Origin of the sequence: Pantoea sp. B270, assembly GCF_018726825.1 — a bacterium.
Lineage (GTDB): Bacteria > Pseudomonadota > Gammaproteobacteria > Enterobacterales > Enterobacteriaceae > Pantoea > Pantoea dispersa.
Genome location: NZ_JAHCSX010000001.1, coordinates 961,351 through 985,819 on the forward strand (window position 1 = coordinate 961,351; position 24,469 = coordinate 985,819).

The 24,469-nt window shown below is 58.1% G+C and carries 22 protein-coding genes; 11 read left to right on the forward strand and 11 right to left on the reverse strand.

Annotated elements, in window-relative coordinates; all coding sequences use genetic code 11:
• The first annotated feature begins 30 nt into the window (after positions 1–30).
• The 3 genes from KOL70_RS04710 to KOL70_RS04720 all read left to right on the forward strand — a co-directional run bounded on the left by KOL70_RS04710 (position 31) and on the right by KOL70_RS04720 (position 3,216).
• Positions 31–1,650 carry an ABC transporter substrate-binding protein gene (locus KOL70_RS04710; RefSeq protein WP_215480281.1) on the forward strand — a complete coding sequence of 540 codons (1,620 nt, stop codon included), beginning with the start codon at positions 31–33 and terminating at the stop codon, positions 1,648–1,650.
• Positions 1,651–1,778: 128 nt separating this feature from the next.
• On the forward strand, positions 1,779–2,762 hold the full coding sequence (gene zntB, locus KOL70_RS04715) for a zinc transporter ZntB (RefSeq protein ID WP_021506128.1): 984 nt from the start codon (positions 1,779–1,781) through the stop codon (positions 2,760–2,762).
• A gap of 307 nt (positions 2,763–3,069) precedes the next feature.
• Positions 3,070–3,216, forward strand: coding sequence for a hypothetical protein (locus KOL70_RS04720; protein WP_021506127.1), 147 nt, complete (start codon positions 3,070–3,072; stop codon positions 3,214–3,216).
• A gap of 53 nt (positions 3,217–3,269) precedes the next feature.
• Here the strand turns inward: KOL70_RS04720 and ttcA are convergent, their stop codons facing one another.
• Positions 3,270–4,205: a tRNA 2-thiocytidine(32) synthetase TtcA gene (gene ttcA / locus KOL70_RS04725; RefSeq protein ID WP_021506126.1), complete on the reverse strand. Its 936-nt coding sequence runs from the start codon at positions 4,203–4,205 to the stop codon at positions 3,270–3,272.
• A 325-nt stretch (positions 4,206–4,530) separates the two neighbouring features.
• On the opposite strand from ttcA, the gene iraP reads away from it, so the two are divergent.
• Together iraP and KOL70_RS04735 are read left to right on the forward strand one after the other, a co-directional pair.
• The gene (gene iraP / locus KOL70_RS04730; protein WP_010618425.1) at positions 4,531–4,896 is read left to right on the forward strand and encodes an anti-adapter protein IraP; all 366 of its coding nucleotides are present in this window, start codon (positions 4,531–4,533) and stop codon (positions 4,894–4,896) included.
• A gap of 146 nt (positions 4,897–5,042) precedes the next feature.
• Entirely contained in the window at positions 5,043–5,243 is a 201-nt protein-coding gene (locus KOL70_RS04735; protein WP_010618426.1) for a DUF2767 family protein, read from the forward strand.
• A 77-nt stretch (positions 5,244–5,320) separates the two neighbouring features.
• Here the strand turns inward: KOL70_RS04735 and KOL70_RS04740 are convergent, their stop codons facing one another.
• Entirely contained in the window at positions 5,321–5,977 is a 657-nt protein-coding gene (locus KOL70_RS04740; protein WP_021506125.1) for an MgtC/SapB family protein, read from the reverse strand.
• A gap of 189 nt (positions 5,978–6,166) precedes the next feature.
• Here KOL70_RS04740 and KOL70_RS04745 point away from each other — a divergent pair, with 189 nt between their 5' ends.
• Positions 6,167–6,439 carry a DUF333 domain-containing protein gene (locus KOL70_RS04745; protein WP_021506124.1) on the forward strand — a complete coding sequence of 91 codons (273 nt, stop codon included), beginning with the start codon at positions 6,167–6,169 and terminating at the stop codon, positions 6,437–6,439.
• Between the two features lie 15 nt (positions 6,440–6,454).
• Here the strand turns inward: KOL70_RS04745 and KOL70_RS04750 are convergent, their stop codons facing one another.
• The gene (locus KOL70_RS04750) at positions 6,455–7,447 is read right to left on the reverse strand and encodes a 2-hydroxyacid dehydrogenase (protein ID WP_215480282.1); all 993 of its coding nucleotides are present in this window, start codon (positions 7,445–7,447) and stop codon (positions 6,455–6,457) included.
• Positions 7,448–7,612: 165 nt separating this feature from the next.
• On the opposite strand from KOL70_RS04750, the gene KOL70_RS04755 reads away from it, so the two are divergent.
• Genes KOL70_RS04755 through KOL70_RS04765 form a run of 3 tightly spaced genes read left to right on the forward strand, consistent with a single transcriptional unit; the run spans position 7,613 to position 10,748 of the window.
• Complete coding sequence (locus KOL70_RS04755; protein ID WP_215480283.1) at positions 7,613–10,231, forward strand: YdbH family protein; 2,619 nt, start codon at positions 7,613–7,615, stop codon at positions 10,229–10,231.
• Positions 10,228–10,416: a YnbE family lipoprotein gene (locus KOL70_RS04760; RefSeq protein ID WP_215480284.1), complete on the forward strand. Its 189-nt coding sequence runs from the start codon at positions 10,228–10,230 to the stop codon at positions 10,414–10,416. The genes KOL70_RS04755 and KOL70_RS04760 overlap by 4 nt, the downstream gene beginning before the upstream one ends.
• A gap of 11 nt (positions 10,417–10,427) precedes the next feature.
• A complete protein-coding gene (locus KOL70_RS04765) occupies positions 10,428–10,748 on the forward strand; it encodes a YdbL family protein (protein WP_132462597.1) in 321 nt (106 codons plus the stop codon).
• A 78-nt stretch (positions 10,749–10,826) separates the two neighbouring features.
• Here KOL70_RS04765 and azoR read toward each other — a convergent pair whose 3' ends face one another.
• Positions 10,827–11,426 (reverse strand): FMN-dependent NADH-azoreductase, encoded by a 600-nt coding sequence (azoR, locus tag KOL70_RS04770; protein ID WP_021506120.1) that lies wholly within the window; start codon positions 11,424–11,426, stop codon positions 10,827–10,829.
• A 254-nt stretch (positions 11,427–11,680) separates the two neighbouring features.
• Between azoR and hrpA the strand changes: the two genes are divergently transcribed.
• On the forward strand, positions 11,681–15,577 hold the full coding sequence (gene hrpA / locus KOL70_RS04775; protein ID WP_215480285.1) for an ATP-dependent RNA helicase HrpA: 3,897 nt from the start codon (positions 11,681–11,683) through the stop codon (positions 15,575–15,577).
• A 1-nt stretch (position 15,578) separates the two neighbouring features.
• Here hrpA and KOL70_RS04780 read toward each other — a convergent pair whose 3' ends face one another.
• The 5 genes from KOL70_RS04780 to rstA all read right to left on the reverse strand — a co-directional run bounded on the left by KOL70_RS04780 (position 15,579) and on the right by rstA (position 20,879).
• A complete protein-coding gene (locus KOL70_RS04780; protein WP_215480286.1) occupies positions 15,579–16,385 on the reverse strand; it encodes a serine protease in 807 nt (268 codons plus the stop codon).
• A gap of 278 nt (positions 16,386–16,663) precedes the next feature.
• The gene (asr, locus tag KOL70_RS04785) at positions 16,664–17,143 is read right to left on the reverse strand and encodes an acid resistance repetitive basic protein Asr (protein WP_215480287.1); all 480 of its coding nucleotides are present in this window, start codon (positions 17,141–17,143) and stop codon (positions 16,664–16,666) included.
• 203 nt (positions 17,144–17,346) lie between these two features.
• Positions 17,347–18,834 (reverse strand): carboxypeptidase M32, encoded by a 1,488-nt coding sequence (locus tag KOL70_RS04790; protein WP_215480288.1) that lies wholly within the window; start codon positions 18,832–18,834, stop codon positions 17,347–17,349.
• A 12-nt stretch (positions 18,835–18,846) separates the two neighbouring features.
• A complete protein-coding gene (rstB, locus tag KOL70_RS04795) occupies positions 18,847–20,157 on the reverse strand; it encodes a two-component system sensor histidine kinase RstB (RefSeq protein ID WP_021506114.1) in 1,311 nt (436 codons plus the stop codon).
• Positions 20,157–20,879 (reverse strand): two-component system response regulator RstA, encoded by a 723-nt coding sequence (rstA, locus tag KOL70_RS04800; RefSeq protein ID WP_215480289.1) that lies wholly within the window; start codon positions 20,877–20,879, stop codon positions 20,157–20,159. The genes rstB and rstA overlap by 1 nt, the downstream gene beginning before the upstream one ends.
• Positions 20,880–21,054: 175 nt before the next feature.
• Here rstA and KOL70_RS04805 point away from each other — a divergent pair, with 175 nt between their 5' ends.
• The gene (locus KOL70_RS04805; protein WP_021506112.1) at positions 21,055–21,468 is read left to right on the forward strand and encodes a hypothetical protein; all 414 of its coding nucleotides are present in this window, start codon (positions 21,055–21,057) and stop codon (positions 21,466–21,468) included.
• Here KOL70_RS04805 and KOL70_RS04810 read toward each other — a convergent pair whose 3' ends face one another.
• Complete coding sequence (locus KOL70_RS04810) at positions 21,469–22,860, reverse strand: basic amino acid/polyamine antiporter (RefSeq protein WP_021506111.1); 1,392 nt, start codon at positions 22,858–22,860, stop codon at positions 21,469–21,471. It abuts the gene before it with no gap.
• 206 nt (positions 22,861–23,066) lie between these two features.
• Positions 23,067–24,023 carry a DUF1471 family protein YdgH gene (gene ydgH / locus KOL70_RS04815; RefSeq protein ID WP_021506110.1) on the reverse strand — a complete coding sequence of 319 codons (957 nt, stop codon included), beginning with the start codon at positions 24,021–24,023 and terminating at the stop codon, positions 23,067–23,069.
• Between the last annotated feature and the right edge of the window lie 446 nt (positions 24,024–24,469).

Here is a 24,469-nt window from a genome sequence, read left to right on the forward strand (position 1 = left end):
GTCGCCCTTTTTTCGGGTCAAGGAGTCGTGATGAAACTAACTTTCCGCACCACGCTGGCCGCGCTCATCATCAGCAGCGCTCTCTCATCCGCCTATGCCGCCAGTGTGCCTGCCGGGGCGCAACTGGCCAGCAGCCAGGAAATCGTGCGCCATATCAAAGATGAACCGGCCTCGCTTGATCCGCTCAAAGCGGTCGGTCTGCCGGAGATTCAGGTGCTACGCGATCTGTTTGAAGGGCTGACTAACCAGGACGCGCAGGGCAAAATCGTGCCGGGCGTTGCGCAGAGCTGGAGCAGCAACGACAACAAAACCTGGCTGTTTACGCTGCGCAAAGACGCACGCTGGTCTAATGGCCAGCCGGTGACCGCACAGGATTTTGTCTATAGCTGGCAACGTCTGGTCGATCCTAAAAACAGTTCGCCTTTCGCCTGGTTTGCTGCGCTGAGCGGCATTGATAATGCTGAAGCCATCACCAAAGGGCAGATGAGCCCGGACAAGCTGGGCGTCGTGGCTACCGATGAAACGCACCTCAAGGTGACATTGTCACGTCCGCTACCGTGGTTCCCCAGCATGGTGGCTAACGTGGCCATGTTCCCGGTGCCGCAAAAGGTCATCGCGCAAAACGGCGATGGCTGGACTGCGCCGGGTAAACTGGTGGGCAACGGCGCTTATCAATTGCAGGAGCGTGTGGTTAACGAAAAGATTGTGCTGGTGCGCAACCCGCACTACTGGGATAACGCCCATTCGGTGCTGACTAAAGTGACCTTCATTCCCATCAATGAAGAATCCAGCGCCACCAAGCGTTACCGCGCCGGGGATATCGATATCACGGAATCCTTCCCGAAAAATATGTACGGCCTGCTAAAAAAAGAGCTGCCGGGGCAGGTGTATACGCCGGATCAGCTTGGCACCTACTATTACGCGTTTAATACGCAGAAAGGGCCGACGGCGGATGTGCGGGTGCGTAAGGCGCTGTCATGGAGCATTGACCGCCGCATCATCGCGGAAAAAGTGCTGGGCACCGGCGAGAAACCGGCATGGCACTTCACACCGGACGTCACCGCCGGCTTCACGCCGCAGCAGAGCTATCTGCAGCAGCACAGCCAGCAGGAACTGAATGCGCAGGCCAAAGCCCTGCTGACCGCCGCCGGTTACGGCCCGGCTAAACCGCTGCACCTGACGCTGCTGTATAACACCTCTGAAAGTCACCAGAAAATTGCGATTGCGGTGGCCTCGATGTGGAAAAAGAATCTCGGCGTTGACGTGACATTGCAGAACCAGGAGTGGAAAACCTATATCGACAGCCGCAACAGCGGTAATTTCGATGTGATTCGCGCTTCGTGGGTGGGCGATTACAATGAGCCGTCGACCTTCCTCAGCCTGCTGACCGCCAGCCACAGCGGCAATATTTCCCGCTTCAGTAACGCGGAATATGATGCGGTGCTCAGTAAAGCCAGCAATGAAACCAGCGTGGCGGCGCGCAATGCCGATTACAACAAAGCCGAGCAGATCATCGCTGACCAGGCGCCGATTGCGCCGATCTACCAGTACACCAACGGGCGGCTGATCAAGCCGTGGGTTAAGGGCTATCCCATCACCAATCCGGAAGACGTTGCCTACAGCCGGGAATTGTGGATTGAGAAACACTGACGCTGAACCGCCACGGAGGGCGGTGAACGACCCGGTTGCGCTGTCATTTTTACTCACACCCTGGTAATTGCAACTGTCCCGCGCCGCGCTAGACTGTATCGTATTGTTTTTGCTAGTGAGGCGAGTACGTGAACGTCATTGAAGGAAAAGCGCTGCAGGTGTCGGATGCGATTGTCGCCTGCCAGTTCGACGGCAAGGGTGGCGTTATCGCCATTGAAGATAAAGATGTCATCAACTGCGAGCGTCACTGCTGGCTGCATCTGAACTACACCCAGCGGCAAAGCGCCGACTGGTTGCAGCACACGCCGCTGATCCCTGATGCGGTGCGGGATGCGCTGGCCGGTGACAGCATGCGACCGCGCGTGACGCGCCTCGGTGACGGCTTTATGATCGTGCTGCGCAGCGTGAATCATAATGCCGATTCGCGCCCGGACCAGCTGGTGGCGATGCGCGTATTTATCAATGACAAGCTGATTGTTTCTACCCGCCGTCGCAAAGTTTATGCCATCGATGAAGTGCTGACCGATCTGCAAAACGGCAACGGCCCGGTGGACGGTGGCAGCTGGCTGGTGGACGTCTGCGATGCGCTCACCGATCACGCTAGCGAATTCATTGAAGAGATGCACGATAAAATTATCGCGCTGGAAGATGCGCTAATGGATCAGCAGGTCCCGGCGCGCGGAGAGCTGGCGCTGCTGCGCAAACAGCTGATCGTGATGCGCCGCTATATGGCGCCGCAGCGTGATGTCTATGCGCGGCTGGCAAGCGAGAAACTGCCGTGGATGAGCGATGACGATCGCCGCCGCATGCAGGATGTTGCGGACCGGCTGGGGCGCGGACTGGATGACCTTAATGCGGGCGTGGCGCGTACCGGTATTCTGGCGGATGAAGTGGCCTCGCTGCTGGCGGAATCCATGAACCGGCGCACTTACACCATGTCGCTGATGGCGATGATTTTCCTGCCTGCCACGTTTCTCACCGGGCTGTTTGGCGTCAATCTCGGTGGCATTCCCGGTGGCAGCTGGCCGCACGGCTTTACCATGTTCTGCGGGTTGTTACTGGTGATGGTGCTGGGGGTCGCGCTGTGGCTGAAACGCCGCAACTGGCTGTGATGTTACTACGGGGTTATCTGCAGGTCATGAACGGGTAATTGTGGCGGTGCAGGGGAGAAAAGCGGAAAAAACCTGATCGACATCAATAAGCGCTTAGCCCAACCGGGGCAAACTCTCTCCCGCAGGTGAATGCAACGTCAAGCGATGGGCGTTGCGCTCCATATTGTCTTACTTCCTTTTTTGAATTACTGCATAGCACATTTGATTCGTACGACGCCGGCTTATCCGCCGGCTTTTTTTTTGCCGTTTGGCTTGCTGCCGCATCCTTTCCTATGCTTAACAGACATTCAGCGAACAGGAGAACGGCATGCGCATGATTCACGCCAGCGAACCTATCCCGACCGATCCGCCACCGATTCCCGAACCCGTGCCGCAACCGCAGCCGATCCCCGAGCCTGAGCCGCCGCACGATCCTGAATTTCCGCCGATTAGCGATCCTCCGCCGCACCGCTAATAAAAAAGGCGCGTTGCCGGAGCGACGCGCCTTTATGCTGCAAAGTCACCGCGTTATTTAATTTCCAGCACGTCGAGGCGAGCGCTCAGGTCCGGCTGATCGTCCTCGTCAGCCTGCCAGCCGACCGGCTGCGCTGGCAGCGATTCGCGATCGAAACCAATGTCCCCGCCGTCAACCACCGCATCACCATGCTTAATGCCTTTGAAATCAAACAGATTAATATCAGCCATATGCGAGGGCACGATGTTCTGCATGGCGCTGAACATGGTTTCAATGCGGCCCGGATAGCGCTTGTCCCAGTCACGCAGCATATCAGCAACCACCTGGCGCTGCAGGTTCGGCTGTGAACCACACAGATTGCACGGAATGATAGGGTACTGGCGCGCTTCGGCAAACCGTACGATATCTTTTTCGCGGCAGTAGGCCAGCGGGCGAATCACGATATGTTTACCGTCATCGCTCATCAGTTTTGGCGGCATGCCTTTCATCTTGCCGCCGTAAAACATGTTAAGGAACAGCGTTTGCAGGATGTCATCGCGGTGGTGACCTAAGGCAATTTTGGTGCAGCCCAGTTCAGTGGCGGTACGGTAAAGAATACCGCGACGCAGGCGTGAACAGAGCGAGCAGGTGGTTTTGCCTTCCGGAATTTTTTCTTTAACGATGGAGTAAGTGTCTTCGTTGACGATCTGATACTCCACACCCAGCGTGTCGAGATAAGCCGGCAGCACGTGTGCCGGGAATCCCGGCTGTTTCTGGTCAAGATTCACCGCCACCAGCGAAAAATTGACCGGCGCGCTCTGCTGCAGGTTACGCAGAATTTCCAGCATGGTGTAGCTGTCTTTACCGCCGGACAGGCACACCATGATGCGATCGCCTTCCTCAATCATGTTGAAATCCGCAATCGCTTCACCGACGTTACGACGCAGGCGCTTCTGCAGTTTGTTCAGGTTGTACTGCTCTTTTTTATTAACTTCTTGATGTTCAGACATGAATTTCGGTCTCGGTGATCGCTGATCAGCTGCGGATGTCGCGTTGATGCGGCCCTGCTCAGGCCTGCATTAACTGTGTCCGCGCACGCTGCGGGTCGCTGCGCTGGCCTTTATGGGTGCCGGCTGACCGCAGTCAGCAGGAAAAGTCTGTGGCGTATGGTACGGATTACAGCGCCAAATTCCAGCACGATTTATGGGTTTGCCGGTGATGCGCTCTGTGCGCCGCGCGATCGCGGTCAGAGACCTGTTGCGCTATTCACAATTTTTAGTTTGTCGCGGATTTTGCAAGCGGTACACTGCCTGCTTCCCCAGGGAGGAATAAGCGATGAAAAATGTTGTGTTAAGCATGCTGGCGAAGATTTCACAAATTGATGCCACCACCAAGCAGTTGACCGCGCGCGTTGAGGCTCAGTCGCTGCTGATCGGTGCGCTGGTACTGGCCGTCAGTAAGAAAGGCGGCGTCACTGAAGTTATTGAAAGCGCCAACAAAGCCATCAACATGGTGATTGAGTCAGCCGAGGCTGACGATATGCTTAAGTCGGACGCCGCTATTCTGCTGAGCGAGTTTCAGGATCTGTTGACGATTTCGCGTGCGGTTGACAGCGCCGATGATGTCATCAATCAGCAGGCGCTGGAAGGTATTACCGGTGTGAGCAGCGCCAGCGATGACGACAAAAAGGATCCGTCCTAATCGCGCAGCGCCGCAGTCGGCTACCATTGCGCACATTTTGCCAGCGGTAACTGCATATTTATTGATCTGGGTAAAGATTTCTTCTCACTGCGCTGACAGGATGGATTCAGCGCTTTTTTTAGTTTTTAAAGGTGAGGAGAGGAACAATGCAAACGTACGATATGGTGTTTGAGGAGGCGTGCCGGCTGGTGGGGCAATGCTATCTGGAACTGGCGCAGCGCGGTGCCGCTACCGAAAAAGAGGTGCTGGCCAGCGAGTTGCGTAATCTGCAACTGCGCTATCGGGAATTAACCGGCGCGCCCAATCGCGCCGTTGAAATGGCGATTGGACAACTCAAACCCTGCTAACCCAGCCGCCCGGCCTTCAGCGCCGGGCTTTTTATCTTCCATCCACCTTAGCGGTTAACCCGCAAGCGCCAGCGCAGTCAAACCATTTCCAGCGACTGCACGCCTTTGATTTCCATCACTTTGTCATAAATGCTATGCATAGGAAATCTGCGTGACAGTGTCACCTCAACGCTCAGCTCGCACAGCCCGCTCTCTTCGTTACGATTGACCACAGCGATGTGGCCATAGCGCAAATTTTCGCGCTGCAGTACCAGCAACACCAGCGGTACGCTTTTGGCTTTGAGATGGACGATGAGGGTGTGATGGCGGCCAATCAGCCAGTGGCTGATACGGCGGAACGTTTCCAGTACCACCAGCGCCAGCACCGTGCCGTAAATACCGATTTCGTACATGCCGCTACCGATCACCAGGCCAATCGCGGCGGTCACCCACAGGCCGGCGGCGGTTGTCAGGCCTTTCACAATCTGCTTTTGAATGATGATGGTGCCAGCGCCAAGGAAGCCCATGCCGCTGACCACCTGCGCCGCAATACGGCTGGGATCCAGCGCCACATGGTCGTTAGTCAGCATATCGGCAAAGCCATATTTCGACACCAGCATGAACATGGCGCTGCCAATGCCGACCAGAATGTGAGTGCGCAGGCCCGCTTCTTTAGCGCGCATCTGGCGCTCCAGGCCAATCAGTCCGCCCAGTATTCCGGCTAACGCGATGCGGATGAGCATATCGGCTAACATCCTTCCTCCTTATTGATTGATGTTTTGTATGAACAGGCAGAGAAAAGAGGCAAAACGCTGCAATCAGGATAATTCTGCTTGCCAACGACGATATTAAATTTTGTAAAAAGCTGTGTCGCCTATCGATCGCGCACCGCTGCTGACATATGCTGGTGCGACTTTTCCGCTCACACTCCCGGAGCCCGACCGATGAAAGCCGCAACTTTACTGCTGGCCGGCGCAGCGCTGTTACTCTCTGCCTGCAGCAGCAACAGCGACAATGAACCGCCGCAACAGGCCACCGCCGCGCACGTGCAGCCGCACGTTGTGATGTCGTCCATGGCAGAAGCCAACTGCAACAGCGCAGGCGGCACGCTGGCGTTCTCGCGTCAGTTAGACGGATCACGCATCGGGATGTGTCAGCTGGCAAATGGTCGGCGCTGCGACGAACAGGCGCTGATCGGCGGTGCCTGCGCCCGCTAACGCAGGCGCAGAGCGTTACGCCTTAACCTGATTTGCACAGGTTTCCCCGCGCGCCAGCTGCTGTAAATTACTGAGCGTGGTTTCTGAAATCGCCGTCAGCGCTTCGGCGGTGAGAAAGGCCTGATGGCCGGTAAATAACACGTTGTGACAGGCCGACAGGCGGCGGAACACGTCGTCCTGAATCACGTCATTCGACTTGTCTTCATAAAACAGGTCGCGTTCGTTCTCATACACGTCCATGCCGAGCGAGCCGATTTTCTGCTGTTTCAGCGCCTCAATCGCCGCCTGTGAATCAATCAGCCCACCGCGGCTGGTATTGATAATCATCACGCCATCTTTCATCTGGCTGAACGCCTGTGCGTTGAGCAGATGGTGGTTTTCCGGCGTCAGCGGACAGTGCAGGGTGATGACATCGGACTCCGCCAGCAGCGTTTTCAAATCAACATATTCCGCCCCGAGCGCCAGCGCGGCGTCACTTGGGTACGGATCGTACGCCAGCAGACGCATGCCAAAACCTTTTAGGATGCGCATTGTCGCCACACCAATCTTGCCGGTGCCGACCACGCCAGCGGTTTTGTTATGCATGTTGAAACCGGTCAGGCCGTCCAGCGAGAAGTTGGCATCGCGCGTGCGCTGGTAAGCGCGGTGAATGCGGCGGTTAAGCGTCATCATCAGGCCTACCGCGTGTTCCGCCACCGCTTCCGGCGAATAGGCGGGCACGCGTACCACCTGCAGTCCCAGCGCGGCGGCTGCGTCGAGGTCGACGTTATTGAAACCGGCACAGCGCAGCGCGATATATTTCACGCCCAGCGCCGCCAGCTCCTCCAGCACCGCTTTGCTCCCGTCATCGTTAACGAAGATACAGACCGCATCACAGCCAGCGGCGTTTTTCGCCGTGGTTTCGCTCAGCAGGAAGTCAAAAAACTGCAGCTCAAATCCGTAGCCTTCGTTAACGTGCTCGAGGTATTTCTGGTCGTAATGCTTGGTGCTGTAAACCGCAACTTTCATTGTTTCGCTCCTGAAAAATGTTACGTCGGTATCACATCAGGATAACGTTTTCCGCGTCATTTTGCTGTTCTTCAGCCAGACTAAAGCGGTAACGCCTTCATTTGCCGGGCGTAACATGCCATCATCTCTGTCAGGATTGGGTAAAGAACAGGAACGTTAACAGCCATGACGCGGGGCCTCCGTCGACTACTTGCTGCGCTACTGGCGCTGATACTGCTGCTGCTGGGATTGCTGCTAACGCTGACGCACTGGCTGCCGCGGCTGGCAGGTATCTGGCTGCCGGAAAATACCCGCGTCGAGCTACACGGCGCGCCGCACTGGCAGCAGGGCCGGCTGGTGTTTCCTGATGTGCGCTATCTGGCCGGCGACTGCCTGCTGGCGCAGGTCGCCGACGTGGGACTTGGCCGGACGCAAGAGCGCTGGCAGCTTGATGCGCGCGAGGTGGCGCTCAACAGCGATTGTCTGCAGGCGCTGCCGCACAGTGCCACGCGCGATGCGCCGCGCAGCCTCGCAGAGTGGCAGCAGATGCTGCCCGGCGCGGATATCCATCTGCAACAGCTCAGTATTTTGCCATGGCAGCAATATGCGGGCCGCTTCGATCTGACCTTAGACAAAGACCTTCAGCAGCTGCGTTATCAGGGCGACAACCTGCGCGTCGCCGCGCGCCTGCAGGGGCAGCAGCTGCACATTTATCAGCTGCAACTCAGCCATCCCATACTGCCGCAACCGGTCGAACTGCATGGCAATCTGACGCTGCCAACGTTTGCCGATGGCCTGCCGGTGGCGGGTGAGCTCAGCGGTGCGCTTAACCTGACGCAGTGGCCGCAGCCGCTGGCGCTGACGCTCAACTGGCAGCAGCAGCAGGGCGAACTGGTGGTTCGACAGCAACAGGAACCACAGCCGTTGTTGCAGCTGCCGTGGCAGGTCGATGCGCAGCAAATCCGCATCATTGCCGGTCACTGGCGCTGGCCGTTCGGGTCGCAGCCGCTGTCGGGCGGCGTGGCGCTGACGCTGGATGACTGGCAGCAGGGGCTGGAACAGACTCAGATCCGCGGCCGCTTCAATTTACTGACCGCCGGACGCGGCGGGAAAGGCAACCTGGTACTGAGCGTTGGGCCGGGCAAGCTGAGCCTGACTGACAGCGCACTGCCGTTCCAGTTAACCGGCGAAAGCAAGTTTGCCGACCTGCAGCTGTACGGCACCATTCCCGGACAATTACATGGCATGCTCAGCGATCCGCAGCTCAGCCTGCAGCCGGGCGCACTGCTGCGCCTGCGCGGACGCTTACTCTCGACGCTGGAAGTGGATGAAGCGCGCTGGCCGCTGGCCGGCGTCAGCGTGGCCTCGCGCGGCATCAACGGCCGGTTACAGGCGATTCTCAACGCGCACGACCCCAGTTTCGGTCGCTTCAGGCTGCACCTCGACGGGCGCGCCAGCGACTTCTGGCCAGACAGCGGACGCTGGAACTGGCGTTACTGGGGCGAAGGCGTGATGGCGCCGCTTAGCGCCAAATGGGATGTGAAGGGCACCGGTAGCTGGCACGACACCCTGATCAGCCTCGATACGCTGAACACCGGGTTTGATCAGCTGGCGTACGGCATGGTGCAGGTGGATAAGCCGCGCCTGACGCTGACCGCGCCGGTGCGCTGGCAGCGCGATGTGGCACAGCCGGCGTTTAACGGCGGGTTTGCGCTGCGTTCCGGGCAGACGCGCTTCAGCTACGGTGGCTGGCTGCCGCCGTCCGAACTGCATTTCAATGCCAAAGGGCGCGACCCGGGGCATTTTCTGTGGCGCGGTCAGCTCACCGCTGAAGACATCGGACCGCTGCGCGTGCATGGCCGCTGGGACGGCGAGCGGCTGCGCGGCGAAGCCTGGTGGCCGGCGCAGTCGCTCAGCGTCTTTCAGCCGCTGCTGAGCAGCGATCTGAAGATGCGTATCCAGTCTGGCGAGCTGCGCGCGCAGATGGCCTTTTCCGCCGCCAGCGGCCAGGGGTTTGAGGCGGGCGGTTTCTGGGCGGTGAAACAGGGCAGCGTATGGATGCCGGACAGCGAAATCAACGGCATCGATTTTACCCTGCCGTTCCGCCTGAAAGATCATCAGTGGCAGCTGGGGCGCCGCGGGCCGGTATCGCTGCGCATCGCCGAAGTGAAGAACCAGTTTGCGCTGCAGAACATTACCGCGGATCTGCAGGGCCACTATCCGTGGCAGGAGCGCCAGCCGCTGACGCTTAGCAACGTCAATCTCGATCTGCTCGGCGGGCACGTCAGCATGCCAGCATTGCGTTTACCGCAGCATCAGCCGGCGCGGATTTCGCTGCGTGACATTGATCTCAGCCGGCTGGTGACGGCGCTCAAGCCGAAGCAGTTTGCCATGTCCGGTAAAGTGAATGGCGAATTGCCGCTGTGGGTGAACAATCCGCACTGGCTGATTGAAAAGGGCTGGATCGCCAACAGCGGCCCGCTGACGTTCCGCATGGACAAAGACATGGCGGATGCGATTGTCAGTAATAACGTGGCCGCCGGGGCGGCGATGGACTGGCTGCGCTACATGGAGATTGCCCGTTCGTGGGCGACGCTGGATCTGGATAACTTCGGTAACCTGATTCTGCAAAGCGAGGTGAAAGGCACCAGCCAGTTCAGTAACCGCCGCCAGTCCGTCAATCTTAATTACCGTCATCAGGAAAACCTGTTCCAGCTGTGGCGCAGCCTGCGCTTTGGCGATAATTTGCAATCCTGGGTGGAGCAAAACGCCACCCTGCCATCCAACAAGGACCCGAAACCATGAGCCTGAAGGCATTACTGATGCTGACAGCGGGACTGCCGCTGCTGGGCTGTGTGCCGCGCATCGAAGTTGCCGCACCCAAAGAGCCAATCACCATCAACATGAACGTAAAAATCGAACATGAAATCCACATCAAGGTGGATAAAGACGTCGAAGCGCTGCTGAAGAATCAGAGCGTACTGTTTTGAGGAGAGGCTCGATGAAACGCAAGGGGATAGCGCTGTTGCTGGCGCTTTTGCTGGTGCCGTCGGCCTGGGCGCTGACGCTGGATCAGGCGCGCCAGCAGGGGCGCGTGGGCGAAACGCTGAGCGGTTACATCGCCGCTCGTCAGCAGGATGACGAGACGCTGGCGCTGGTTAAGCGCATCAATGACGGCCGCAGCCAGCAGTATCAGCGCGTGGCGCAGCAGAATAATCTCACCACCGCCGAGGTGGCGCGCATCGCCGGCGAGAAGCTGGTTAACCGTGCCGGCAGCGGCGAATATGTGCGCGGGATTAATGGCCAGTGGGTGCAGAAATAGCTGCTTCCACGGCAGTGCAGGCATAAAAAAGCCGGGCACTCAGGCCCGGCAAGACAGATAGCATTGTTTTAATTATGATTACGCAGCAACAATTTGCTTGATGGCGTCTTTGGCATCGCTGGCGGCTTTGGTTGCCACTTCCGGACCGTAGGCAATGCCTTCGGCGAACACGAAGTCAACGTCGGTGATGCCGATGAAGCCGAGGAACAGTTTCACGTACGGAGTCAGCAGATCAGTCGGGGTGTCTTTGTGAATGCCGCCACGGCTGGAGAGGATCACCGCACGTTTGCCTTTCACCAGTCCTTCCGGGCCTGCTTCGGTGTAGCGGAAGGTGACGCCGGCACGGGCAATCAGGTCAAAGTAGTTTTTCAGCTGAGTAGGAATGTTGAAGTTGTACATCGGGGCGGCGATAACCACGGTATCGTGCGCCTGCAGTTCAGCAATCAGTTCATCGGACAGGGCCAGCGCGTCCTGCTGACGTGGCGACAGCGGCGCGTCTGAAGGACGCAGGGCGCCAACCAGTTCACCGTCAAGTACCGGAATCGGCTGGGCAGCCAGATCGCGTACCGTGACCTCATCGCCTTTGGCGCGGGCTTCATCAGCGTAGAAGTCTGCCAGCTGGTTAGACTGTGAGTAACCGGCAAGGATGCTTGATTTCAGAACTAAAACTTTGCTCATGGTATTTTCCTGTACGTTACGCGGTTGGCTTACCGCTCAATGCGTTACACTCTACGGAGTTCGTCCGGCAGGTAAAAGCGCAATATTTCGAGGCCTATGTTCGAAATTATTGAATAAGGTGGCACGTCCGGTCAGGTGAGATGTTCCAATCTGTGCTAAGATGGCGGGCATTAATCGATTGAATCCGCCGGAAAATTCTGCCCGGCGCCGAGCCGCGAATGCCGGCTCACTGCAACAACAGGTAATTCATCACTATGTCATCATCCGTTACGTCACCTCTGGCCCCCCTCTGGTCGCGGCTCGATAACCTGATGCTGCGCGACCGCAAAGCGCTGCAGCGTCGTCTGCACGGTGCGGCAAAGGTGAAAAATCCCGCTGCGCAGCAGGAAATTATGGCTGAGCTGGAGCCGGTGTTTGCCGCGGCGGAACAGCGCGTGGCGCAGCGCGCCGCCGCGACGCCGCGCATTACGTTTCCGGACAATCTGCCGGTCAGCCAGAAGCAGCAGGACATTGCCGACGCGATTCGCGATCATCAGGTAGTGATTGTCGCCGGTGAGACCGGCTCAGGTAAAACCACCCAGCTGCCAAAGATCTGTCTGGCGCTCGGGCGCGGTGTGAAAGGGCTGATTGGGCATACGCAGCCGCGTCGTCTGGCGGCACGCACCGTGGCGAACCGCATTGCCGAAGAGCTGGAAACCACGCCCGGCGGCACCGTCGGTTATAAGGTGCGGTTTAACGATCAGGTCAGCGAAACTACCCAGGTCAAACTGATGACCGACGGTATTCTGCTGGCGGAAATTCAGCAGGATCGTCTGCTGCTGCAGTATGACACCATCATCATCGATGAAGCGCATGAACGCAGTCTGAACATCGATTTCCTGCTGGGTTACCTGCGCGAGCTGCTGCCGCGTCGCCCCGATCTGAAAGTGATCATCACCTCCGCGACCATCGATCCGCAGCGCTTCTCGCGCCACTTCAATAATGCCCCGGTAATCGAGGTTTCGGGCCGCACGTATCCGGTCGATGTGCGCTATCGTCCGGTGGTGGAAGATGCCGAGGACACCGAGCGCGATCAGCTGCAGGCAATTTTCGATGCGGTTGACGAACTGAGCAGCGAAGGGCGCGGCGATATCCTGATCTTCATGAGCGGTGAGCGCGAAATTCGCGATACCGCCGATGCGCTGATGAAGCGCGATTTACCGCACACCGAGATTCTGCCGCTCTATGCGCGCCTGTCCAACGCCGAACAGAACCGGGTGTTTCAGGCGCACAGCGGGCGCCGCATTGTGCTGGCGACCAACGTCGCTGAGACCTCGCTCACCGTGCCGGGCATTAAATATGTCATCGATCCCGGCACCGCGCGCATCAGCCGTTACAGCTACCGCACCAAAGTGCAGCGTCTGCCGATCGAGCCGATCTCGCAGGCGTCGGCTAACCAGCGCAAAGGGCGCTGCGGCCGCGTGTCGGAAGGGATCTGTATCCGCCTCTATTCGGAGGATGATTTCCTCAGCCGCCCGGCGTTTACCGACCCGGAAATTCTGCGTACCAACCTGGCGTCGGTGATTTTGCAGATGACGGCGCTTGGACTGGGCGACATCGCCGCATTCCCGTTCGTCGAAGCGCCGGATAAGCGCAACATTCAGGACGGCGTGCGCCTGCTGGAGGAGCTCGGCGCGATTACCCTGAGCGACGAAGGTGCGTACAAACTGACGCCGTCCGGGCGCAGCCTGGCGCAGCTGCCGGTCGATCCGCGGCTGGCGCGCATGGTGCTGGAAGCGCAGAAATTTGGCTGCGTGCGCGAAGTGATGATTATTGCCGCTGCGCTGTCGATTCAGGATCCGCGCGAGCGTCCGGTGGAGAAACAGCAGGCATCTGACGAGAAACACCGGCGTTTTGCCGACAAAGAGTCAGACTTTCTCGCTTTCGTTAATCTGTGGAACTACCTGCAGGAACAGCAGAAAGCGCTGTCCGGCAATCAGTTCCGCCGCCAGTGTAAAAGCGATTATCTCAATTACCTGCGCGTGCGCGAATGGCAGGACATCTACACCCAGCTGCGTCAGGTGGTGCGGGAACTGGGCATGCCGCTCAACAGCGAGCCGGCACCGTACCGTGAAGTACACTGCGCGCTGCTCACCGGTTTACTGTCACACATCGGTCAGAAAGATGCGGAAAAGCAGGAGTTTACCGGCGCACGCAACGCGCGTTTCGCTATTTTCCCCGGTTCCGGGCTGTTTAAGAAGCCGCCTAAATGGACCGTGGTGGCGGAACTGGTGGAAACCAGCCGCCTGTGGGGCCGCGTTGCGGCGCGCATCGATCCGGAGTGGATCGAACCGCTGGCCCAGCATCTGCTGAAGCGCAGCTACAGTGAACCGCACTGGGAGAAAGCGCAGGGCGCAGTCATGGCCACCGAGAAAGTTACGCTGTACGGGCTGCCGATTGTGCAGGCGCGTAAGGTCAATTACAGCCGCATCGATCCGCAGCTCAGCCGGGAGTTGTTTATTCGCCATGCGCTGGTGGAGGGCGACTGGCAGACGCGTCACGCTTTCTTCCGCAACAACCTGAAACTGCGCAGTGAAATCGAGGATCTGGAGCACAAATCGCGGCGGCGCGACATTTTAGTCGATGACGAGACGCTGTTTGCGTTTTACGATCGCCGCATTGGCAGCGAGGTGGTCTCAGCACGTCACTTTGACAGCTGGTGGAAACAGGCCAGTAAGGACAATCCGGATCTGCTGAGCTTTGATAAGCAAATGCTGATCAAAGACGGCGCGGAGAAGGTCAGCCAGCTGGATTACCCGAACTTCTGGTATCAGGGCAACCTGAAACTGAAGCTCAGCTACCAGTTCGAACCGGGGGCCGATGCGGATGGTGTGACGGTGCACATCCCGCTGCCGCTGCTCAACCAGGTCGACGAAGCCGGCTTCGAGTGGCAGATCCCCGGCGTGCGCCGCGAGCTGATCATCGCGCTAATCAAGTCGCTGCCCAAACCGGTGCGACGCAACTTTGTGCCGGCACCCAATTACGCCGAAGCCTTTCTTGGCCGCGTGACGGCGCTGGAGCAGCCGCTGCTGGATGCGCTGGAGCGTGAGTTCCGCCGCATGTCTGGCGTCACCATTGAGCGCGACGCCTGGCAGTGGGATCAGGTGCCCGATCACCTGAAAATGACCTTCCGCGTGGTGGATGAGCACAACCGGAAGCTGCAGGAAGGCAAAGACCTGCATCAGCTGAAGCAGGTGCTGAAGGGCAAGGTGCAGGAAACGCTGTCCAACGTGGCGGATGACGGGCTGGAACAGCGCGGGCTGCATCTGTGGAGCTTCGGCGATCTGCCGCAAAGCTACGAGCAGAAGCGCGGCAACTATCAGGTCAAAGCCTGGCCGGCGCTGGTGGATGAAAAAGACAGCGTCGCGATTCGCCTGTTTGACAGTGAACGCGAGCAGCAGAAGATGATGTGGCGTGGCCAGCGGCGGTTATTGCTGCTGAACATTCCTTCGCCGATCAAGTATCTGCACGAGAAGCTGCCAAACAAAGCCAAGCTCGGACTTTATTTTAATCCGTACGGCAAAGTGCTGGAGCTGATTGACGATTGTATCGCCTGCGGCGTGGATAAGCTGATGGCGGACGCCGGTGGGCCGGCGTGGCAGCAGGAAAACTTCGAGCAGCTGCGCGATAAAGTACGCGCCGAACTGAACGACACGGTGGTGACCATCGCCAGCCAGGTTGAGCAGATTCTCACCAGCGTGTTCAACATCAACAAGTTCCTCAAGGGGCGGGTGGACATGACGCTGGCACTGGCGCTGGCGGATATCAAAACGCAGCTGAGCGGCCTGGTGTATCGCGGTTTTGTCACCGGCAACGGCTATCAGCGGCTGGGTGACACACTGCGCTATCTGCACGGTATTGAGCGCCGGCTGGAGAAGCTGCCGGTCGATCCGCACAGCGATCGGGCGCGGATGCTGAAAGTGCAGGCGGTAGAGCAGGCGTGGCAAAGCTGGCGTAACAAGCTGCCGCCGCAGCGTCAGGACGATGAAGAGGTACAGGCGATCCGCTGGATGCTGGAGGAGCTGCGCATCAGTTATTTTGCGCAGCAGCTGGGCACGCCGTATCCCATCTCCGACAAACGTATCCTGCAGGCGATGGAGCAGCTGGGCTGACTTATTGCGCCAGCGCTTCCAGCTTGTCTTTAAAGGATGTAACGGCAATGGCGCGGTTATCGGCGCGATAGCGATCGGCCGGTGCCGGCGCCGAGCTCTGTACCGCAATCAGCTGCCACTCGCCGTCGCGCTTCAGCAGCAGCGGTGAACCGCTGTCGCCGGGCAGGGTGTCGCACTGGTGCGACAGCACGGCACGCTGCGCCCAGCCGGTGATCACGCAATCGCTGTGCGAGTAGAGCGTATCCAGATGGTCAGCGGGATAACCGGCCTGTGTCACTTTGCGGTCGGTGGTTTTCAGCGCGGCGGTTAAATCGCTGCGCGAACCGTCAAACAACGGAATCGGCACGATACCGGACGGCGGATTGTGCAGAATCACCAGGCCGTAATCGTAAGGCGCCGCGTCTGGCGGCACGATCCAGCCTTCACCATCCGCCTGCAGACGCCGCGCCAGCGAAGGCTCCACGCGCGCGTCAATATCATGAATTTCGTAGCGCCAGCCTTTGGCACCCGCCATAAAGCGCAGCGCGACCGGCTTGTCAAATTTGCCCGGGGGCGTCAGTAAGCAGTGTCCGGCCGTCAGCGCCAGATGGGCCGAAATCAACGTGGCACTGCACAAATTGCCGCTTTCCGTCTCTAACTGACCAATGGCATCCCACGGCGCCGCACTGACGTCGGTAATGGCTTTACGATGATATTTGCCGAAGAACAGGGTCTTAATGTCTTCCGGGCTGGGGCCGTCTTCATCATCGGCATGTGCTGTGAGGTTAAAGCTAAAAAGACCTACAAATAACAGGATAGCCAGGCGCATAGTTCTCTCAATGGCGAGAATAAATAGAGGTTATGGTCATCACGCTTGAGCGATAACTATAGTCGGTGAGCGGTAAAAAAGGGAGAAATATTGGAGTAATCAGCACGCTACAACGACTAGATAAAAAAGCTGGCCGCAATAATGCCGCACAGAATCATGACAATCAGGATAATTTCGAAGCGATAGCGACGCACCATTTTTCGCTACTCCAGTAAATAAACACCCGGCAGAACCGGGTGTTTTCAATCATTAATGCGGTGTTGGCGCGCAAGGCAACCTTATTTAGCAGCTTTTTTCGCTTTGTGGTGCTTTTTAGCAGCCTGAGCTTTCTGAGCAGCAGGTTTGGTTACTTTTTTGTGGTGCTTTTTAGCCGCCTGAGCTTTCTGTGCAGCTGGCTTGGTGGCTTTGTGGTGTTTTTTAGCAGCCTGGGCTTTCTGAGCAGCTGGCTTGGTGGCTTTCTTGTGGTGCTTTTTAGCGGCCTGGGCTTTCTGAGCAGCTGGTTTGGTGGCTTTCTTGTGGTGCTTTTTAGCCGCCTGCGCTTTCTGAGCCGCTGGTGCTTTCTTCTCTACTTTCTTGTGCTTTTTGGCAGCCTGCGCTTTCTGAGCAGCGGCTTTTTTGTGGTGAACAGCTTTGTGCTTAGCCGGTGCAGCGGTAGTTGCAGCAGCAGCAGCAGGAGCAGCAGTTGTTGTCTCAGCAGCGAAGGCTACAGAAGACAGACCCATAGCAGCGGCGATCACCAGCGCAAATAATTTTTTCATTGCAAAACCCTCGAACTATTTTTTCATGTGTAGCCCACTGCGGGGCCGGTGAATCCACTATATGTAAAACAATTCGCGCCTTCAGTGAGGGAATGGTATCGGCGTGTAACGGATTGTACAAAGCAGGAAAACCGGTCAGGGCGGGGATAATTGCGGATCACTCTCCGCGGAAAAAACGGCGGCCGGGCAGGCCGCCGCACGGATCAGACAGAGAGATAACGCTGTTCCAGATGCTGACGGAAATAGTGTGGATTAAGCGCTTCGCCAGTGGCATTGATCAGCAGCTGCTGCGTCGGGAAGCGGCTGCCGTGCTGCCAGATGTTCTGCTGCAGCCAGTCAAACACCGGCTGCAGTTCGCCCTGCTGAATCAATTCGTCCACCTGCGGAATGGCGCGTTTTACCGCCTGGAACAGCTGAGCAGCGTACATCGCGCCCAGTGTGTAGGTCGGGAAGTAGCCGAAGGCGCCGTCGGTCCAGTGAATATCCTGCATACAGCCGTCGCGGTAGTTGCCGCGCGTATCGATCCCCAGCGACTGCTGCATTTTTTCATCCCACAGCGCCGGAATATCCTCGACTTCAATCTCGCCTTCAATCAGCGCTCGCTCGATTTCGTAACGTAAAATCACATGGGCCGGATAGCTCAGCTCATCGGCATCGACGCGAATAAAGCCCGGCTTCACGCGCTGGGTCAGCCGAATAAAGTTGTTGCGCTCCAGTGCCGGCTGGTCGCCCATCAGCGCCACCACCTGGGGATGAATATGCTGCAGGAAGGCGTGACTGCGCCCCAGCTGCATCTCCATAAACAGGCTTTGCGATTCATGCATCGCGGTCGAGCGCGCCAGCGCCACCGGCTGTCCGCGCCACTGCTGTGGCAGATTCTGCTCATAGCGCGCATGGCCGGTTTCGTGGATCACGCCCATCAGCGCGCTGAGAAAATCGTTTTCGTTGTAGCGTGTGGTGATACGCACATCTTCCGGTACGCCGCCGCAGAACGGGTGCGCGCTCACGTCCAGCCGGCCGTGATTAAAATCAAACCCTAACGTCGCCATCACGCTCAGGCCGAGTTGCTTTTGTGATTCGATGGCGAAGGGGCCGACCGGCTGGGCAATCGGCGTTGCCTGCTGGCGGGCTACCGCTTTTTGCAGCAGATCCGGCAGCCAGCTTTTCAGATCGCCAAAAGTGCTGTCGAGCTGCGCGCTGGTCATGCCTGGCTCAAACACATCCAGCAGCGCATCGTAGCGTGATACGCCGAGCGCATCGGCGCGCAGCTGTGCCTCTTCGCGGCTCAGCTTCACCACTTCTTTCAGGTTAGCGCTGAAGCCCTGCCAGTCATTGGCCGGACGCTGACTGCGCCACGCGTGTTCACAGCGCGAGCCGGCCAGCGATTTGGCTTCCACCAGCGAGGCCGGCAGCAGCGTTGCCTGGCGCCACGCGCGCTGCATTTCGCCCAGGTTGGCCTGCTCCACATCGTTCAGCGACTCCTGCGCGGCGGCGTCAAACAGCCCGCCGAGGCGCTTGTCGGTCAGCAGCTCGTGCATAAATACGCTCAGCTCCGCCATCGCTTCTCCACGCGCCTGGCTGCCGCCCGGCGGCATGGTGGTTTGCATATCCACGCCGGCAATCGCGCCCAGATGGCCAAAACGCGCCAGGCGCTGAAAAGTGCGGCTAAGTTCCTGATAAGCTGCAGTCATGTAACAAGCTCCTTATGAAGGTAAGCGCGGCGTCACGTCGCGCAAGGGGAGATCAACTGGCCAGCAGAAGCGCACGCAGGCGCCGCCCAGCGGACTGCTCTCAATCGAGACCTGGCCCTGCAGCGCCTGCGCAATAGAGTGCACAATCGCCAGACCGAGGCCGCAGCCACCGGTGGCGCGATCGCGGCTGGGATCGAGCCGTACAAAAGGCTCGAATACCCGCTGGCGTTCATCCGGCGGAATGCCCGGACCATCATCTTCAACCTGCAGATTGCCGATGGCGCCGTCAAACCACAGGCTGACACGCAGCCGCTGCTGCGCATAGCGCAGGGCGTTATTCACGAGGTTATCCAGCACCCGCTCCATCAGGCGCGTATCTGCCGCGCCAATGTTTTCCAGCTGCGGAATATCCAGCGTAATGTGCGTCTGCGGATTCATGGTCTGCACGTCAGCGATGTGCACGCGCAGCCACTGGGCCAGATCGAAAGATTGCAGATTGAGGTCAACGCGCGGCCGGTCGAGGCGCGCATAGGTCAGCAGCTCCTCAATCAGGCTCTCCAGCTGGCCGACGTCACGGTTCAGCGCCGCGGATTCTGCCGCGCTGAGGTTTTCACTCATCTCCAGCCGGTATCGCAACCGGACCAGCGGCGTGCGCAGCTCGTGCGCGATACCATCAATCAGCTGTTTTTTACTCGCCACCAGCGTATTGATGTTGTCCGCCATCTGGTTGAACGCCACGCCAAGGCTGTGCAGGCTGGAGGTGTTTTCAAAATGGGTGCGCACGTCAAGCTCGCCGCGACCAAAGCGCTGAGCCGCTTTCTCCAGCCGCTGCATCTCCTGCCAGTGAGGCCGCAGCCAGATGAACACCGGCAGCGCCAGCGACATGCCAATAAACGCCAGCAGGGCGATATCAAGGATGCGCATCTGGTGCAGATAAAACAGGTAAGGAATCGGTCCGACCGACAGCACATAGTGGCTGCGCGGGATGTGCTGCAGGAAGGTGTACTGATCGTCAAGGGCGACGATCTCACCGGCGCGCAGCCGCTTCATGTCGGCTTCGTCCAGCTGATATTTGCTCATCGGTTCGATGTGCAGCTCAAAGGATAAATCGAGATCGAGGTTGCGGATGGTTTTATTCCAGTCGCGCGGCGGGATCTCACGCAGTTCGCTGCGCATCAGAAACAGCGAGCTGGCCATCAGGTCGTTCATCGACTGGCGTCCGGCGCGCTCGGCGGTGAATTTGTACACCAGACCCACCAGCAGCGTCATCACCAGGAAGCAGACGAACAGCAGCAGATAGAACTGAATGAAGAGCTTTCTCATCAGGAGCGGGTATCCCAGGCCTGCGGCGCGAACAGATAGCCTTTGTTACGGATGGTTTTGATGCGGAACGGCTCGGTGGCGCTGTCGTACAGTTTCTTGCGCAGGCGTGAAATGGCGACGTCGATGCTGCGATCCATGCCGTCATAGCTCACGCCGCGCAGGGTTTTCAGCAGCGCGTCACGGTCGAGAATTTCTCCGGCGTGGCTCGCCAGCTCCCACAGCAGATCAAAATCGGCGGTCGAAAGGGTGATCGGTTCATCGAACAGGATCACCTGGCGGTTGAGCGCATCAATGGTGAGTGAACCAAACCGCAGCACCTTTTGCGAGCTCTGCACGGCGGGTGCGGCTTCCGGTTTGGCCACGTGCGCCTGGCGCAGATGCAGGCGCAGGCGCGCCAGTAGCACCGCCGGCAGCGTGGTTTTCAGAATATAGTCATTGGCGCCCATCTCCAGCGCCAGAATGTGGTTCATGTCGCTGTCGAGCGAGGTCAGCAGCACAATCGGTCCCTGCCAGTGGGCACGCAAATCGCGGCACAGCGTCATGCCATCTTTGCCCGGCAGCATGATATCCAGTAATACCAGATCCGGGTCGGCGGCGAGAATGGTCGCTTCCGCGCGATCGCCGCGCGTCTCAACCAGCACCTCAATATCGTGGCGGCCAAGATAAGCCGCAATCAGTTCGCCGACTTCCGGCTCATCTTCCACATAGACAATTTTGTTCATAATGCTCTGTCATGGCTGAGAATGTCAGCAGCATAGCTTTTCCTGGTCCTGAGCTCTACGCTACCGCACGAATTATCCTTGTCTTACTGGTATGTACACCGTGAAATGTGCCATTATTACCGGCGCGTTCTGGCGCAAGGTTCGGAATCGTACTGAAAACAGGAGGAGTGCGAGGGTGTCTGATAAAGAGCTGGCTTCAGCCGGATACAGTGACCGCATCTGCTTCAACTACAGTGACTTCCTTTCCGCTTCCTGCAAAAAACGCTGGAGCTTTGTCGATGCCATTTACGGCGTGATGCCAATTTTTGGCATGGTGACGCGCAAGTCCGGGCACAGTTTACAGGCCAGCGACGACCATCTGAAAGAATTAGCATTACAAATCATTTCAACCCAGGTCAGCGACGAAATTAACATCGCCCGACTGATCACCCTGGCCGAACAGCAGCACATCAGCCGCTTCGATATTCAGCTGCCTTATCCGCTGTCCGCTGAGCAGCTTGACGCCATCCATCTGGAATACCGCAAGCCGCTCAATCTGACACAGCAGAACGATCTGCTGTGCGTTTCCATTCCCTTACAACCGCACTGATTAGCGCGTCAGCTGCCACAGCGCGGGCAGTGAGGCGGCAATTAACAGCACGATGGCGATGCGCTCCAGCGCAAACAGCGGTTGATCGCCGCGGCCACCGCGTCGTGCATACAGGAACAGCAGCAGACCCGGCGCATAAAGCACCACCGACAACAGCAGATGCAGCGGCCCCGAGGCGTACAGCAGCCACAGCCCATAGGCGCTGGCACCGAGACCGGTCAACAGGGCCAGCGGTTTGTGCTGACCGCGTACCACTTTGACCAGATACAGACCGACCAGCAGATAGGGCACGAGGATCATTTCTGAGGCGATAGTCAGCAGCGTGTTGTAATCCGCGCCGGTAACCGCAATCAGAATCAGGCACACCTGCACGCTGCCGTTAGTCAGCCACAGCGACGCCGCCGGCGCGTTATGGCGGTTCTGCCGGGCAATGCTGCGCGGAAACGCGCCCTGCTGCGCGGCGAGGAACGGGACTTCTGCCGCCATAATGGTCCAGCTGAGATAGGCCCCGCATACCGAAATAATCAGGCCAACCGCAATCACCGCATCGCCCCAGTGACCGAGCAGGCGTTCCATCAGACCGGCCATCGACGGATTGCGCATCTGCGCCAGTTCCGCACGCGGCACCACGCCAAGCGACAGCAGCGTCACCAGCAGATAGACCAGCAGCGCGGCCAGCACCGCCAGCAGGGTGGCGCGCCCGACATCTTTCTTGTGGCGCGCGCGGGCAGAAACTACCACCGCGCCTTCCACGCCAATAAATACCCACAAAGTGATCAGCATGGTCTGTTTAACCTGCTGCCACAGCGGCTGGCCAAGCGCCGCGCCGTCAAAGTCAAAACGGAAGCGATCGTAATTAAACGCCAGCAGCGCCAGCACCACGAACAGCAGCAGCGGCACCAGTTTGCCCAGCGTCGCCAGCAGGTTGATGCTGGCCGCCGTCTGTACGCCGCGCAGCACCAGCCAGTGCACCAGCCACAGCAGCACGGAAGCGCCAAGCATCGCCTGCCAGGTGTTGCCATCGCCAAACACGATGCGATCCGGCGTATCGGTAAAGAAGCTCAGCGCTGAAAACACAATCACCAGATACGAGACGTTGGCAATCACCGCACACAGCCAGTAACCCCATGCCGAGCAGAAGCCGGTCAGCTCGCCGAAGCCGGCGCGTGCGTAGGTGAAGATGCCGCCATCCAGTTCCGGGCGCAGACGCGTCAGCAGTAACATCGCCAGCGACAGAAAGAGGATACCGACACCGGTGATCAGCCAGCCGATCAGCAGCGCCGCCGGACCGGCAACCGCCGCCATATTTTGTGGCAGGCTAAAGACGCCCGCGCCGAGCATCGAGCTGAGCACCAGCGCAGTGAGCGCGCTAAGACCTAATTTTTTATCCAAAACGCCATTCCTGAGCAGCAGAGTGTGCTGGGTAGTAGTTGTTCAGCCAGAGTGTAACGTGGCAATCAGTCCCGTTTAAAACGGAATACCCTGAAAACAGGCGGCAGATTTTACGGAGAGCGAACGGTGAAGGCAATGCAAGACTATGCAGATTTGCACACGGATTATGCAAACGACAGGGCGACGGGCGCCGCCCTGCGCGGGGATTATTTAAACAGGTCAGCGGTAACGGTCAGGTTGCCGCCGCTCTGGTTCTGCCACTGGCGCGTAATGTGATAATACTTCGCGCCTTTGGCGATGGCGCGTTTGCCCACGGCTTCTGAGATCTCGGTTGGCGTGCCGAAGTGATCGGAGAAGGAGATGGTGTCAAACGGCTGCATCTGTGCGGCCGTGATCGCATTGACTTCCTGCACGCTGCGGCCATCCGGCTGCGTCACCGTATAACGCTGACCGGTAGAGCTTTGGGTTTCAAAGAAACGACCCACGCTGGTGCTCGGCGTATCCGAGGAAGCAACACCAGGGATTGCCACTTTCTTCGCCGCTGCGCCGCCCGCAGCCAGGGCTGCTTTACCGGCTTCTGAGTCAGCCGGAATGGAGTCAGAGGTATCCTGCACCACGCGCGCTTTGGCATCGGCTTTATATACGTAGGCGGTCACGTACTGGTTGCCACCGTTGTTGGCATCCACCTGACGCACAATAAAGAAGGAGGCCGCGCCTTTATTTTTCGCCGCTTTGGCGATGGCTTCGTTCACGTCCGGCTGGCTGGAGAAGAAGCCGCTAACGGACACGGTATCAAACGGTTCCAGACGATAGGCTTCGGCTTTTGGCAGCTCTTTCACGCCGTTGAACATTCGGTATTGCGTGCTTTGTTCCACTTTCGCTGCATTGGCTTTATACAGATCGGCGGTAACGCGCCAGTTGCCACCGTTACCGTTGCTGTCGTTGATGCCCTGCACGTAGAAAGAGTCCGCGCCTTTGGCGTCGGCGGCTTTAGACACGGCGTCTGTTGCATCGCCAATTGCATTAAAACGGCCGCTAATATTGATGCGTTCGAATGGTTTTAACGCGGCCGCTTGTTCTGGCGTTAACTCTTTGGCAGCAAACGCATTGGCTGCCAGCAGTGATAACAGGGTCGACGCCAGAATGGTGTTCTTCAGCTTCATAAAAATGATCCTTCGCCTTACGCAAATTGAGTACGAAAACGTGCTGGACTCTTGATGTATAACAGATTAGCCGCTGATTATTGCATGTAATAATCGGCCTGTCTCAGCCAATTTATGCGCATAACATTGACAATCCCAGCATTTTATTCATCGGCCTGTCATCTTTCGCTGTTATGGCTTTTTTTTGGTCAGCTTACCGCTTTAACCGGTATCGCTTAGTACCAGAATAGTTAACGCATTGTTAAATATAGGTTTTTAAAAACAGTTAATTCGTCATGACACGATTAGGCACAGCAGATTATTTTCCATAATGCCGCAAACCTGGTCGCATCCCGCGGTATTCATCGCTGGCATCTGAATATCTGTGTGAATGTCATAAGTGTGCGTTATGGCGCTAGATCGTCCTGGGCATTTTCAGTAGGTTATAAAGACTTTGTTAAATAGTG